The sequence below is a fragment of the Bradyrhizobium sp. SK17 genome, assembly GCF_002831585.1.
Taxonomy (GTDB): domain Bacteria; phylum Pseudomonadota; class Alphaproteobacteria; order Rhizobiales; family Xanthobacteraceae; genus Bradyrhizobium.
In genome coordinates this window covers 2,874,097-2,888,856 of record NZ_CP025113.1, presented here as the reverse complement: position 1 = coordinate 2,888,856, position 14,760 = coordinate 2,874,097, and the positions used below count along the sequence as shown (strand labels likewise).

9 protein-coding genes and 2 riboswitches are annotated in these 14,760 nt (G+C 64.2%); of the genes, 4 read left to right on the top strand and 5 right to left on the bottom strand.

Annotation, left to right across the window (positions count from 1 at the left end):
- Positions 1-31: 31 nt before the first annotated feature.
- From CWS35_RS13435 to CWS35_RS13420, 4 genes are all read right to left on the bottom strand, one after another.
- Complete coding sequence (locus CWS35_RS13435) at positions 32-1,162, bottom strand: ribonucleotide-diphosphate reductase subunit beta (RefSeq protein WP_100952166.1); 1,131 nt, start codon at positions 1,160-1,162, stop codon at positions 32-34.
- A 15-nt stretch (positions 1,163-1,177) separates the two neighbouring features.
- On the bottom strand, positions 1,178-4,057 hold the full coding sequence (locus tag CWS35_RS13430; protein ID WP_100952165.1) for a ribonucleoside-diphosphate reductase subunit alpha: 2,880 nt from the start codon (positions 4,055-4,057) through the stop codon (positions 1,178-1,180).
- A gap of 114 nt (positions 4,058-4,171) precedes the next feature.
- Positions 4,172-4,393, bottom strand: a riboswitch (cobalamin riboswitch).
- A gap of 116 nt (positions 4,394-4,509) precedes the next feature.
- The gene (locus CWS35_RS13425) at positions 4,510-5,091 is read right to left on the bottom strand and encodes a hypothetical protein (protein ID WP_100952164.1); all 582 of its coding nucleotides are present in this window, start codon (positions 5,089-5,091) and stop codon (positions 4,510-4,512) included.
- Positions 5,092-5,137: 46 nt separating this feature from the next.
- Positions 5,138-6,127 (bottom strand): hypothetical protein, encoded by a 990-nt coding sequence (locus tag CWS35_RS13420; protein WP_245438951.1) that lies wholly within the window; start codon positions 6,125-6,127, stop codon positions 5,138-5,140.
- A 272-nt stretch (positions 6,128-6,399) separates the two neighbouring features.
- Positions 6,400-6,600, top strand: a riboswitch (cobalamin riboswitch).
- Between the two features lie 109 nt (positions 6,601-6,709).
- On the opposite strand from CWS35_RS13420, the gene metE reads away from it, so the two are divergent.
- The 3 genes from metE to CWS35_RS13405 all read left to right on the top strand — a co-directional run bounded on the left by metE (position 6,710) and on the right by CWS35_RS13405 (position 10,538).
- Positions 6,710-9,052, top strand: a complete 2,343-nt coding sequence (gene metE, locus CWS35_RS13415; RefSeq protein WP_100952162.1) for a 5-methyltetrahydropteroyltriglutamate--homocysteine S-methyltransferase — start codon at positions 6,710-6,712, stop codon at positions 9,050-9,052.
- A 142-nt stretch (positions 9,053-9,194) separates the two neighbouring features.
- Positions 9,195-9,392, top strand: a complete 198-nt coding sequence (locus CWS35_RS13410) for a hypothetical protein (protein ID WP_100952161.1) — start codon at positions 9,195-9,197, stop codon at positions 9,390-9,392.
- A gap of 210 nt (positions 9,393-9,602) precedes the next feature.
- Positions 9,603-10,538 carry a helix-turn-helix domain-containing protein gene (locus tag CWS35_RS13405; protein WP_100952160.1) on the top strand — a complete coding sequence of 312 codons (936 nt, stop codon included), beginning with the start codon at positions 9,603-9,605 and terminating at the stop codon, positions 10,536-10,538.
- Positions 10,539-10,785: 247 nt separating this feature from the next.
- On the opposite strand, the gene CWS35_RS13400 is transcribed toward CWS35_RS13405, so the two are convergent.
- Complete coding sequence (locus CWS35_RS13400) at positions 10,786-12,975, bottom strand: prolyl oligopeptidase family protein (RefSeq protein ID WP_168226322.1); 2,190 nt, start codon at positions 12,973-12,975, stop codon at positions 10,786-10,788.
- 351 nt (positions 12,976-13,326) lie between these two features.
- On the opposite strand from CWS35_RS13400, the gene CWS35_RS13395 reads away from it, so the two are divergent.
- Positions 13,327-14,571, top strand: coding sequence for an acyl-CoA dehydrogenase family protein (locus CWS35_RS13395; RefSeq protein ID WP_100952158.1), 1,245 nt, complete (start codon positions 13,327-13,329; stop codon positions 14,569-14,571).
- Positions 14,572-14,760: the final 189 nt, after the last annotated feature.

The window sequence follows — 14,760 nt, the reverse complement described above, 5'->3', positions numbered from 1 at the left end:
GCAAGTTACCGAATGACGGGCGCCGATGCGCTCAATCCCAGCTCAGCGCGCCGCCGTTCTGGTATTCGATCACGCGGGTCTCGAAGAAGTTCTTCTCCTTCTTCAGGTCCATCGCTTCCGACATCCATGGGAACGGGTTCTCGGCTTCCGCGAACACCGGCGTCAGCCCGATCTGGGCGCAGCGCCGGTTGGCGATGAAGTGCATGTACTGCTCGCACAGCACGGCATTCAGCCCGAGGAAGCCGCGCGGCATCGTATCGCGACCGTAAGCGGCCTCGAGCTCGGCCGCCTCGCGGATCATGCCGCGGATCTCGTCCTGGAACGCCGACGTCCACAGGTGCGGATTCTCGATCTTGATCTGGTTGATGACGTCGATGCCGAAGTTCAGGTGAATGCTCTCGTCGCGCAGGATGTACTGATACTGCTCCGCGATCCCGACCATCTTGTTGCGGCGGCCGAGCGACAGGATCTGCGCGAAGCCGGTGTAGAACCACATGCCCTCGAAGATCACGTAGAACGCGACGAGGTCGCGCAGGAACGCCTGGTCGGCAGCCGGCGTGCCGGTCTTGAAGTCGGGATCGTCGAGATGCTGGGTGTGCTTGATCGCCCATGCCGCCTTGTCGGTGATCGACGGCACCTCGCGGTACATGTTGAACAGCTCGCCCTCATCGAGGCCGAGGCTTTCGACGATGTACTGGAAGGTGTGGGTATGCACCGCTTCCTCGAAAGCCTGGCGCAACAGATATTGCCGGCACTCCGGGTTGGTGAGATGGCGGTAGATCGCCAGCACGATGTTGTTGGCGACCAGGCTTTCCGACGCCGCGAAGAAGCCGAGATTTCGCTTGATGGCGCGGCGCTCGTCCTCGGTGAGACCGTCGCGCGACTTCCACAGCGCGATGTCGGCCTGCATCGAGACCTCGGTCGGCATCCAGTGATTGTTGCAGCCGGCGAGGTATTTCTCCCACGCCCATTTGTATTTCAGCGGCAGCAGCTGGTTGACGTCGGCGCGGCAGTTGATCATCCGCTTCTCGTCGACCGAGACGCGGCCGCCATGGCGGTCGATGGTGCCGAGGCCGGCGGCCTCGGTCGATGCGGCAGACACAGCCATGACAGGTGGCGGTGCCTTCTTGGCGGTGGCTGTGGTCTCTGACCAGTCGAGCATGTTTTTTGATCCTTCTTACTGGCAGGCTTCGCAGTCGGGATTGTCGATCGAGCAGGCGATCGCACCCGACAAATCCGGCGCCGGTGATGCCAGCGCCACCGACGACACCGCGTTGAGCTTGCCGTCGGTGCCCTTCAGCGTCGACTTCTCGACATGGGTCGCGCTGCGCGAACGCAGGTAGTAGGTGGTCTTCAGTCCCAGCGACCAGGCCAGACGATACAGCGCATCGAGCTTCTTGCCGGAAGGATTGGCGATATAGAGGTTGAGCGACTGCGCCTGGTCGATCCACTTCTGCCGCCGCGCCGCGGCCTCGAGCAGCCAGCTTGAGTCGATCTCGAACGCGGTCGCGTAGAGCGCCTTGAGATCGTCCGGGATGCGGTCGATCGAGCCGACGCTGCCGTCGAAATATTTGAGGTCGTTGACCATCACCTCGTCCCACAGCCCGCGCGCCTTGAGGTCGCGCACCAGATAGTCGTTCACCACCGTGAAGTCGCCGGACATGTTGGATTTGACATAGAGATTCTGGTAGGCGGGCTCGATCGACTGCGCGACGCCGCAGATGTTGGAGATCGTCGCCGTCGGCGCGATCGCCATCACGTTGGAGTTGCGCATGCCGACCGACGTGACGCGGGCGCGCAGCGTCGGCCAGTCACGGGTCGAGGCGCGATCCATCGCGACACCGCCGCGGGCGTCGGCAACGAAGTCGATCGAATCGATCGGCAGGATGCCCTGGCTCCACAGCGAGCCCTCGAACGAGGGATAGCGGCCGCGCTCGGCGGCGAGATCGCTGGAGGCCCAGATCGCATGGTAGGAGATCGCCTCCATGCTGAGGTCGGCGAAGGCAACCGCCGCGTCCGACGCCACCGCGATCCGCAGCGCATGCAGCGCATCCTGGAAGCCCATCAGGCCGAGACCGACCGGGCGATGCCGCAGATTGGAGCGGCGCGCCTCCGGGATGGTGTAGAAATTGATGTCGATGACGTTGTCGAGCATCCGCATCGCGGTCGTCACCGTCGCCTTCAGCCTGGCGTCGTCGAGCTTGCCGTCCTGAATGTGGTTGGCGAGGTTGATCGAGCCCAGATTGCACACCGCGGTCTCGTCGTCCGAGGTGTTGAGCGTGATCTCGGTGCAGAGGTTCGAGGAATGGATCACGCCGGCATGGCGCTGCGGCGAGCGCAGATTGCACGGGTCCTTGAAGGTGATCCAGGGATGACCGGTCTCGAACAGCATGGTCAGCATCTTGCGCCAGAGATCGACGGCGCGAATCTGCTTGAACACCCGCATCTCGCCGCGCGCGGCCTTGGCCTCGTAATGGGCGTAGCGCTCGGCGAACGGCTTGCCGTAGAGATCGTGCAAATCCGGCGTCTCGTCAGGTGAGAACAGCGTCCATTCGCCGTCGGCCTCGACGCGCTGCATGAACAGATCCGGCACCCAGTTCGCGGTGTTCATGTCGTGGGTGCGGCGGCGGTCGTCGCCGGTGTTCTTGCGCAGATCGAGGAATTCCTCGATGTCGACATGCCAGGTCTCGAGATAGGCGCAGACCGCGCCCTTGCGCTTGCCGCCCTGGTTGACCGCGATCGCGGTATCGTTGGCGACCTTGAGGAACGGCACCACGCCCTGGCTCTCGCCATTGGTGCCCTTGATGTGCGCGCCGAGCCCGCGGACGCGGGTCCAGTCATTGCCGAGCCCGCCGGAATATTTCGCCAGCAGCGCGTTGTCCTTGACCGACTTGAAGATGCCGTCGAGATCGTCGGCCACGGTGGTCAGGAAGCACGACGAGAGCTGCGGCCGCTGGGTGCCGGAATTGAACAATGTCGGCGTCGAGGCCATGAAGTCGAACGACGACAACAGATTGTAGAACTCGATCGCGCGACCCTCGCGGTCGATCTCACGCAGCGCCAGGCCCATCGCGACGCGCATGAAGAACGCCTGCGGCAGCTCGATGCGGTTGCCGCGGACATGCAGGAAATAACGGTCGTACAGCGTTTGCAAGCCGAGGAATTGGAACGACAGATCGCGCTCGGGCTTCAGCGCCGCGGCGAGCCGCGCCAGGTCGAAGCGGCCGAGTTCGGCGTCGAGCAGTTCGGTCTTGATCCCGGTCTTGATATAGGCCGGGAAGTACTCGGCATAGCGGCTTGCCATGTCGGCCTGCGAGGCGCTGGTCGGCACCTCAAGCACATAGGACAGCACCTCGGTGCGCAGCTTGTCGAGCAACAGGCGCGCGCTGACATAGGTGTAGTTCGGCTCCTGCTCCACCAGGGTGCGGGCGGCCATCACGGAGGCGAGCGCCAGCTCATCCTGGCTGATGCCGTCATAGATGTTGCGCTGGGTCTCGGCGACCACGGGCGCCGCATCGACGCCGTCGAGGCCGGCGCAGGCCTCGTTGATGATCAGCGCCAGCCGCGCGTGGTCGAGCGGCACCTTGCTGCCATTGGGCAGCGTGACGTGAATGGTCGGACCGGCCGCGGGCTTGGCAACAGCCTTTGCCGCGTCCTGCTCGGCACGCTGCCTGGTGCGTTCGTCGCGATACAGCACATAGGCCCGCGCCACCTTGTGGTGCTCGCTGCGCATCAGCGCAAGCTCGACCTGGTCCTGCACGTCCTCGATGTGGAAGGTGCGGCCCTCGCTCATGCGCCGCGACAGCGCGGTGACGACCTCGGCGGTGAGCTGCTCGACGATCTCATGCACCCGGCGCGACGCGGCGGCGGTGTGCCCCTCGACCGCCAGGAACGCTTTGGTCATCGCCACCGAGATCTTGCTGGCGTCGAATCTCGACACCGTGCCGTTGCGGCGGATCACCTGCATCGGCGGCGCGGCTTCCGGCGCGGCAAGCGCTTCCGGACGCAGCAGGATAAGTGACGCTGGCTTTGTTTCGCGATCGAGAGAGAGAGACATCGTGCAGACCCCGTGATGTTTGTTGGGACTGGATGTCAGGGGACGCTGCATCACCCGGCGGCTGGCGCCACCGGCACGGCTCTGCATGCGACCGCCGGGACACCCCGCCCGTGGACGTAATTTCGGTGTCGCGGCAGGTCTCCTGGCTCGCAGGTCGTCATTGCTCCCTCGTCTTCCCAATGCCTTGCGGCATCAGTGACTTAGCTATCGGGAACAACTCACTGCTTACAGTTGCGGGGGCAGCGCCGGGTTTTTACGGATCAACCCGTAGTTCACCGGCTTCCCTCTTAGCCACCAAATCTAGGGATATGGCAGACCGTGACGCCTATATCTGGTGTGATTTGGGCTGGGGTGTCAACGCCCAGCAGACGGCCTATCCAAAATATTTCGACGCTTATCCAAAGCCTCGTTAAGGGTCTGTGGATGAATCATCCTGGAACCCCGTAGGGCTACTACGGCAGCCGCACCGCGCGTCCGCGACCAAACGGATTGAGCAAGCGGACGATTTCGCAGGCCGCAACCAGGCCGGCAAGCCAGAGCGCGCTGCGCAACCCGATGCGCGCAACGATGGCCGGGGTGAATGCCCCGGCCCCGCCGAGGACCGGCGTGGCGGCCAACAGCGTGATTTCATAGCCAGCATAGGCGCCGACGAAGGCGAGCAGGAAGGTACCCACCACGCGGTTCCTGGGCAGTTGGTGAAAGACGGCGGATGCCGCCGCGGTGCCGGCGAGGGCCGCAGCCCCGATCACAAAACCCCAGGCGATGGTCTTGGCATCGACGGGATAGTGCAACATGCCAAATCCAATGGTCTGGTTGACCAGCCACGTGCCGAACACCACCAGCATGGCCCCGCGCAGCGGCAACACGGCCGCAGCGATCACGGCGAACGCGGCAAACGGCGTCGCGCAGGCGAACACGAAGCTCGCGAGCGCGGATGCGGCGGTCAAGAGCGCAAAGCAGAACATCGGCGCATAGCGCGGCTCGACGGGATGCAGCCGGAATCGATCACTGGAAGGCAGATCGTTCAAAGCCATGGCGTATCTCCTTCCGGCAATTTCTCGCGTCCCATGCCGCTTGGCCTCAATGCGGCGCTTCCATCGGGTTCTCGGAATCTACCAGATCGAGCCGGTCGTGCACAGCAAGCCATTCGACAAGCACCGGCGTCAGTTGTTCCGTCGCCCCCAATTGTCGAAGGGCAACCCGGACGGTCGCCCTGGCGAAACGGTCGCCCGGCAACACCACTGCATCTGGAGCCTGTCCGGCGGCGACGGCCTCGACGACCCTGCGCTTCAGCGCCAGCAGTTCAGGCAAGCCGAAGCGCGCGAGCAGTGCCTGGAATGCGACGTGATGCTCGCGCCGAAATTCACGTTTGCGGCCGAGCTGATCGCGGAGCGCGTGTGCCGGATAGAGATGCGCGCAAGGGATCCAGCCATCGGGCAACGGCTCGGTCGCAGCATGCGTGCGGCCATGCGCCAGCAGTTTGGGCAGAACATGGGTGTGCGGACCGTCCGGACTCCTGCCGCCCGGGGGCGGGATCGGTTGAAACACCTCGACCCGTCCGATACGGCTGGTGAAAACGCGATGCGGATTGGCGCCGAGGATGATCCCCATCGCATCGTTGCCCGGCGCGAACAGCGATTTGCCAACACGGCTCCGGAGGGCGCGGACGGTGTCCTCGTCGTCGAGCCGTACGCAGGCATCGATATGCAGTACGCCCAGGCCGAGGTCGAACAGCACGCTGTTGCGATCCCGGCTGCGCAACGCGTCGCGATCCGGGCCGACTTCGGTCAATTCTGTCCTCCCACCCATGGCGCATCCATGTTGTGGAAGGCAGAGCGCGACGCGATGCATCCAGCTATCCGTGGTCGGCGATTCCGACGCGATCAGACGCAGGCCGGCGTGAGCAACGATCCTGATCGCGCCCTTGTCAGTCACGGCAGTGATCCCGTCGCCGGCCCGTGTCATCCGCACGGGTTCGTCGGGCTCGCGCGTGAACTCGGCGATGGCGCCGAACGTGCCGACGCTCCAGCCGGCCTGTGGATCATCAAGCTGCGCGGCGAGCATGACCATGGTGGCAGGATCTGTTGTCATATCGGCCGATCAAGCTCGCGCGACTGCTGCGCTCATTTCCGACTCTCTCATCCATCCACGACAGGAATGGTTCCAGAATGCCTGCGTCGCTCGTGCCGGCATGAAGATATTATGTCAGACCGCGGCAACTTCACGACAGGATTATCTCGGCACGGCACGCGGCCAGTCACGAATGTCCAATCCGGACCATGGCTTAGATCGATCGCGCCGCGGGATGACCGCGGCAAGGTTGACGTCACCAGCCGATAGCCGCTAATCAGGCTCGTCGAGGTTCTCCAGGTCCCGATTGACCTGGAGCTAAGAGGGAAGCCGGTGTGATGCCGGCGCTGCCCCCGCAACTGTAAGCGGCGAGCTGTTGTCCATCCAAAGCCACTGAGGCGCGAGCTTCGGGAAGGCAGGACAAGAGCGACGACCCGCGAGCCAGGAGACCTGCCCCGACAACATACACGTCCTCGGGCGGGGTGTCCCGGTGGTGCGGTTGCGACCCGCTAGCGCCTTGGCACGTGCGGAGTCCAGACGTGTCACTACGGCCTTTGCCCCCAACTGTTTGGGGTTAAGCCAATGTCTACCAATCTCTCCTCTCTTCCGGTTACCACACTCGGCACGCCGCGGATCGGTCCGCGGCGCGAACTCAAGCTCGCGCTCGAAAGCTTCTGGTCCGGCGCGTCAAGCCAGCAGGCGTTGATCGACACCGGTATCGGATTGCGCGCCGCCAATTGGGCGCGCCAGAAGAAGCTCGGCGTCTCGGTGATCCCGTCGAACGATTTCTCGTTCTACGACCAGGTACTCGACACCTCGGTGATGGTCGGCGCGATTCCCGCGATCTATGGCTGGAGCGGCGGTCCAGTACCGCTTGCCACCTACTTCGCGATGGCGCGCGGCGCGCAGGGCGACACACACGACGCGTCGTGCGGCCACGCCCATCACGGCCACGGTCATGGCGTACCGGCGCAGGAAATGACCAAATGGTTCGACACCAACTATCACTACATGGTGCCTGAGCTGTCGAAGGATCAGCAGTTCACCCTCGCCTCGCGCAAGCCGATCGAGGAATATGAGGAAGCCAAGGCGCTTGGCTACCAGACCCGCCCGGTGCTGGTCGGTCCGGTCACCTTCCTCAAGCTCGCCAAAAGCAAGGACGTCAGCTTCGAGCCGCTGTCGCTGCTCGACCGGCTGCTGCCGGTTTACATCGAGGTGCTGCGCGAGCTCGCCAAGCGCGGCGCCGATTGGGTGCAGATCGACGAGCCTTGCCTGGTGCTCGATCTCGACGATGCCGCGCGCAATGCGCTGCGCCACGCCTATGCCGAGATCGCCAAGGCGGTACCGCAGGTCAAGATCATGCTGGCGAGCTATTTCGGCAGCCTCGGCGCGAACCGCGACACGGCCTTCGCGCTTCCGGTCGCCGGCCTGCATTTCGATCTGGTCCGCGCGCCGGAGCAACTCGACGATCTTGCCCGGCTACCGGCCGACCGCGTCGTCTCGCTCGGAGTGCTCGACGGCCGCAACATCTGGCGCGCCGATCTGAGCAAGCTGCTCGACCGGCTCGAACCTGTGGTCGCCAAGCTCGGCAAGGACCGGGTGCAGATCGCACCCTCCTGCTCGATGCTGCATGTGCCGATCGATCTCGCACTCGAAGCCAAGCTCGATGCCGAGGTGAAGAGCTGGCTCGCCTTTTCGGTGCAGAAGATCGAGGAACTGGCCGCGCTCGGGACCGCGCTTGCCGCCGGCCGCGCGTCGATCGCGGATGCGCTGAAGGCCTCCGATGCAGCCGCCGCCGCGCGCAAGACCTCGCCGCGGATTCACGATCCGAAGGTGGCGAGCCGCCTTGCTGCCGTCGACGCCGCGATGCGCTGCCGCGCCAGCCCGTTCGAAGAACGGGCCGACGTTCAGCATGCCCGCTTCAACCTGCCCGCGTTCCCGACCACCACCATCGGCTCGTTCCCGCAGACGCCGGAGATCCGCAAGGCCCGCGCCGCGCATGCCAAGGGCAGCTTGAGCGACGCCAACTACAAGACCTTCCTGCGGGAGCAGACCGCCGAGACCGTGCGCTGGCAGGAAACCATCGGCCTCGACGTGCTGGTGCATGGCGAGTTCGAGCGCAACGACATGGTGCAGTATTTCGGCGAGCAGCTCGCCGGCTTCGTGTTCACCGAGCACGCCTGGGTGCAGTCCTACGGCTCGCGCTATGTCCGGCCGCCGATCCTGTTCGGCGATGTGTCGCGTCCGAAGCCAATGACGGTCGAGTGGTGGCAGTATGCGCAGTCGCTGACCAAGCGGCCGATGAAGGCGATGCTGACCGGGCCGGTCACCATCCTGAACTGGTCGTTCGTCCGCGACGACATCCCGCGCAGCGAGGCCTGCCGGCAGATCGCGCTGGCGATCCGCGACGAGGTCACCGACCTCGAGACGGCCGGCGCCGGCATGATCCAGATCGACGAGGCGGCGCTGCGCGAAGGCCTGCCACTGCGTCGCTCGGAGTGGACAACCTATCTCGACTGGGCGGTGGAGTGCTTCCGCATCTGCTCGTCCGGCGTCCGCGACGAGACCCAGATCCACACCCATATGTGCTACTCCGAGTTCAACGACATCATCGACGCGATCGGCGCGATGGATGCCGACGTGATCTCGATCGAGACCTCGCGCTCGAAGATGGAGTTGCTGGATGCGTTCCGGAACTATCGCTATCCGAACGAGATCGGTCCCGGCGTCTACGACATCCACTCGCCGCGGGTGCCCGAGGTGACCGAGATGACCGAGCTGCTCAAGCTGGCACGGGAGCGCCTGACCGACGGCCAGCTCTGGATCAATCCGGATTGCGGCCTGAAGACCCGCAAATGGGATGAGGTCCGCCCGGCCCTCGTCAACATGGTCGCCGCGGCCCGCGAGTTGCGCGAGCTGGCCTAGAACATGATCCGGAAAAATGTGAAGCGGTTTTCCGGAAAGATCATGCTCCTATGAAAAGCCAAGGCGCGATGACGTTCACCCGAACGTCATCGCGCCTTGAAAAACCCTGCCCGGGTCGAACCCGGACATCGAAGGAGACACCATGCGTTTCTGGATCGAGTGCACGCGGTTCGACAACGGGCAGGCCATTCACATCAACATCGCGCTGGTCGGCTCGATGCTGCGCGACGGCGAGCGCACCGTGCTCGCCTTCGTCGGCGGCGACGGGCAGACGATCGAGGTCCGCGAGACACCGCAGCAGATCATGGAGCTGCATCTCGGGCCGACGACGAAAGCATAACGGGAGACATGACGATCAGACCTGAATTCGGGCCGTCCGCCCCCACGTCCGCACCTGATCTTCGCAAGATCGCCGCTCATCCGGATTAATGAGACCGGCCCGGCCAGTCGCCGCCTGGTCGATCCCCTGAACCGAATTTGACCGCTGGTTTTGCCGGCGGTATCGTTCGGGCGCCGGGCCCTTCGCAGTGGCAATCTATTCGAGGCGCTCATGGAATGGTCGACCAGGCCGGCCCGTCCGGACCAGCCTTTCGGAAGTTGGGCCGACGACCTCGCGGCTGCTTTCGTGCGGCTGGAGCCGCGCCGGATCGCCGGGGAGTCCTTTGCAGGCGCGATCTCCAAGGTCGATGCCGCTCCGGTTCAGATCTCCCAGGTCACTGCGAGCGGACACACCGTGGTCCGGCTCCCGTCGCACATCGCCGCAAGCACCGACGATCTCTGCTTTGTCAATCTCCAGCTTGAAGGCCTGGGACGGACCTCGCAGCGCGGCCACGAGCAGATCTGCGCACCCGGCGACCTTGCGGTTGCGGATACGACCCAGCCGTTCGAGATCGCCCATCGCCGCGATTTCAGACTGTTCTGCTTCGCCGTGCCGCGACGCCTGTTGCCTGATGCGCTGTTCGATCGACCGCGCCTCGGCCTGTCGGCGACCGAAACCGGCCGCACGCTGTCCCGGACGCTGGCGAGCTACGCCGAGCTCTGCCTCAATGGCCGCCAGCGCGCAACGACCTCGACGATGATCGGCACGCACATCGCCGAGCTGATCGCGCACGCGCCGGACATCCTCACCGACATGCCGGCGGAGCGCGTGCATACGCCCGTGCTGCTGTCGATGATGCTAGATCATATCGCCCGCCGCAGCGACGACCCCGATCTCGGCGCGCTCGCGCTCGCCACGCAATTCCACTGCTCCGAGCGTTACGTGCACCGCCTGTTTGCGACCACCGGCCGCTCGGTGGGCGAGCACGTCAACGCGGAGCGGATTGCCGTATGCACGCGTGCGCTGCTCGATCGCAACTCCGCCCACAGGACCATCGCCGAGATCGCCTTTGCGGCGGGCTTCCGCGACATCTCGCATTTCAACCGCCTGTTCAAGCGCCACAATGGCTTGGCCCCCCGCGAGTTTCGCCGAACCGCCTTGAGCTGACGCACGACGCGGCCAGCCAGTCCGGCGGACGCCGCGAAGACCGGAAATCGCGATGGCTCGGACTCCCGCCTCATCCCCTCAAGATCTGGATCGATGCGCACGCTCGCGCAACTTCGCTTCGGCAAGCTCAAGGTGACGACGCATGGCGGCCCCCATGGCGCCGCATGCCGTTCGCAAGATGAATGGTGTCGACCATTCGACACCTCCAACGCGGGCAATTCCGGCAGGTTTGGCGGCTCCGCTGCGATCAGGCCGGCGCGAGCTTGGGCAATTCCTGCATCGGACCACCGAGCTTGTCGCAAAGAAACGCGAGCGTATCGCAGTCGCGGTTGATCGATTTGCTCAATGCATTGCCCTCGCCGTGGCCGGCGCGGCGCTCGACGCCAAGATATACGACACTCTCCGGAGAGAGGGCATTCAGCGTCGCCACGAATTTGTAGGAATGGGCCGGCGCTACCCGGTCATCATTGTCGGCAGTGAGAACCAGAAGCGGCGGATACTTCACGTCCTTGCGGATATTGTGAAGTGGTGAATAGGCGAGCAGCGTCTTGAAATCCGTCTCATTGCTTTCAGCGTCTCCGTACTCCGGAATCCAGTTGATGCCGAAGGTGAATTTCGGGAAACGCAGCATGTCAGTCACGGGAACGGCCGAGACGACTGCGCCGAACAGGTCGGGTCGCTGCAACATGGTCGCAAGCACCAGCAGCCCGCCATTGCTGGCGCCGTTGATGCCGAGCCTCTCGGTTCGGGTGTAGCCGTTGCCGATCAGCCATTCCGCCGAGGCGATGAAATCGTCGTAGGAGGACTGCTTGTGGGTTCGCCGCCCGCCGTCATGCCACGGCTGGCCGTATTCGCCGCCGCCCCGAATGGAGGCAAGGGCATAGACGCCGCCCATCCGGACCCAGGCGGCAATCCTGTCGCTGTAATAGGGCCACAACGCGTATCCGAAGCCGCCATAGGCGGTGAGCAGCGTGCGATTGTTGCCGTCGCGCGCAATCCCGGGCCGATAGATCAATGTCATCGGAACCCGCGTGCCGTCCTTGCTGGTCACGAAGACCTGGTCGACGACGACATCGGCGAGGCTGTGCCTGGCGGCCGAAGCGCGAAACAACGACGGCTTGCCGCTCTCCAGATCCAGCCATTCGATGCGGCTGGCCCGCTTGTAGTCGTTCACCTCGAGCAGCAGATGGTCGTCGCCCCTGAAATAGCGCCCGAACGCGACGCTCTCGAGGCCGCCGAGATCGATCGTCGAGAGGTGCTGTCCGTTGAGATCGTGGATCGCCACCCGCTGGTTGACATCTCGATAGTGCTTGACCACCAGCTTGCTGTCGAACACCGCCGCGGCGTTCAGCGCCGCATCGCTTTCGGCGATCACGGTATGCCACCGGTCCGGCTTCGGGTCGGCCTGATCGATCCGCACCAGTCGAAAGTTCGGCGCGTCGAGATTCGTGATCGCGTAATGCGTCGCTCCGACATTGGCGATCGGGTAGAAGCCGGCTATCCCGATCGGGAATATCTCCGTGATGTCAGATGCGTCGTGAAGGGGAGCGACGTAGTAACCCGCCTTTTCAGACGTTCCGATGCTCACCACGATCTTCAAGAGATCGGCTTCAGGCGATGCCATCACCTGACAATAGTAATCGTGACGCGCCGACTGCCGAAAGATCACTCGATCTGCCGACTGGGGCTCGCCGATCCGGTGCTGGCACACGATCTGGCTGCGGCGGTACCAATCGGCAGGCTCTGTGTCGCCCGGATAGCGGGAATAGTAGAAGCTGCGTCCGTCGCGGGCCCAAGCGACGGTCGTGTGCTTGCACCATGCGAGCACGTCCGGCAGGTCCTGGCCGGTCTCGACGTCACGGACATGCAGCGTCTCCCGATCGCTACCGGCTTCGGACAGCAGATAGGCGACCTTGCTGCCGACCCGATCGGGGAAGAACGACAAGATCGCAACCGTTCCATCCGACGACAGCGCGCCGGCGTCGATCAGCGTCTTGCGCGGGCCGGCCAGGTACTCCTGAAATCCGACACTGCGTTGGTTGACGAGGCCATCAGAGAAGAAACTGAAGTAGCGCCGGCCATACTGGCCCGGGATCGTGGTCCTGGGATAGTCCAGCGCCGCGTTCATGAAGTCCTGCAACCGCTGTCGGACCGGCAGCGCGTCGATCATGCTGCGCGTGCGCGCGTTCTGGCCTTCGATCCAGGTTTTCACCTCGGCCCGGGCGGTATCCTCAAGCGGCCGATAGGGATCGGGAATGTTGATGCCATGAAAGGTCTGCACCACGCTGTCGTCGCGCGGAGGCGCAAGGCTGATCGCCGCAGCGAGCCCGTCGGCGGCCTGTGCGAAGGCTGGCCCCGCGATCGCGAACGCGCCAGACGCCAGGCCGCCGATCAAGGCGTCCCTGCGCGTCGGCTGGAAATTGTCGTCGAGTGCCACGTCTGCGTTCCCCTCGAGGTTAAGAACTTGACGCTCTCTTTTTGGTTTATGCTTTGAGCAACAGCTACCAATGATTATGCCCAAATCATAACGGCGACTTGAGCCTTGGGAACACTCACTTCCTCGTCAACACCCCGGCAGTGTCGTTCGCCCCATCGTTGCAAACCTTGTCTCGGCCGATCCCGACAACAAGCCAGGCGGCTGGAAGATCGAGTGCAAGGCCGCGGCCCGTCCGTGTCCGACGGCCGCTCCGGTTCACTCTGCGCCAAGAAATCTGGCGCTGCTGTCCAAGATTTCCCGACCACATCGGGATAGCCATTTGCCCCAACGGCCGACACAGAGGGCATTGACATGGCGATCGATTTCACGCTCACCGCACAGCAGCGCGAACTGCAACTCGACTCTCGCAAGTTTGCCAGGGAGGTGCTGGCCGATGCCAGGGCCGCCGAACAGCTGCCGACGCCCGAGCAGCGCTTTCTCGCGACCAAGCCGACTTATGAGGCGATGGTCGCGGCCGGCTATTTGCGCAAGTGCATTCCGGCGCCGGCGGGCGGCGACAACGCCGGCATGGTCGACATGGCGATCCTGGCCGAGGAATTCTATAGCGTGAATCCGAGTGTGACCCTCACCATGCTCGGCAGCGTGCTCGGCCTGCTGCCGCTGCTGCTCGGTGGCACGCCGGCGCAGTGTCAGCGGCTGCTTGCGCCGTTCCTGAAGACCAATGGCGCGCCGCTCGCCGCCTTCTGCTCCAGCGAACCGGGAGGCAGCGCCAACGCCGCCGCGCCGCCGCCCGGTGAAGGCGTCCGCACCACCGCGCGGCGGGAGGGCGACAATTGGGTGATCAACGGTCGCAAGAAATGGGTGTCCTCGGCGACAGGCTGGAATAGGGATGGCGCCGATCTTCTGACCATCGTATGCCGGACCGATCCGGCAGCCGCGTCCGATGCGGCGATCTCGATCATTGCCGTGCAAGGTCCGGTGAGCGGCCTCGTGTTCGAACGCGCGATCGACAGCATCGGTCATCGCGCCCATCTCGTACCGCAATTTGGCTTCCAGAACGTGCAGGCGCCGCACCACAATCTGCTCGGACAGCAGGGTGCCGGCCTGGCGCTGACCGCAGCGGCGTTCACCGGCACCGCGGCACTGGTCGGAATCTTCGGCGTCGCGCTGATGCGCGCTGCCTTCGCATTCGCGCTGGATTTTGCTCGTACCGAAAAGCGCGGCGGCGTTCGCCCCATCATCGAGCATCAAGCGGTCGGATACGCGCTCGCCGATGCCAAGACCACGATCGAAGCCGCGCGTTATCTCAGCTGGCGCGCCTGCCATGCCCTCGACACCCAATCGCCGGCCGCAGAGGAGCTTTCAGTGCAAGCCAAGATCTTCGGCTCCGAGGCCGCCGTACGCGTCATCACCGATCTGATGCGGGTGGTCGGGATCGACAGCTACGATCATGAGACGCCATTCGGCAGCTTGCTCCAGGACGCGCTCGCGCTGCCGATCTTCGATGGAGGCAATCTGGGCATCCGGCGGCGGCAATTGCACACGATGTTCAAGAGCCGCGACTACGATCCTCTTGCCGCAAGCGGAGCGGCATGATCTGGCGGAAGTTCTGGGAGAGCGAGACCTCTCTCGACCACTATTCGCTTTTTCCGAATTTCCTCTTGACGCGGCCCCCAACTCAGTTGTCTAATGCTGCCGTCTCACCCGATCGAGGGGCGCTTCGCGGTCGTCACGAACGCGGGTCGAGATGCGGTGGACGCCGAATGCGCGACTGACGAGTGCGCG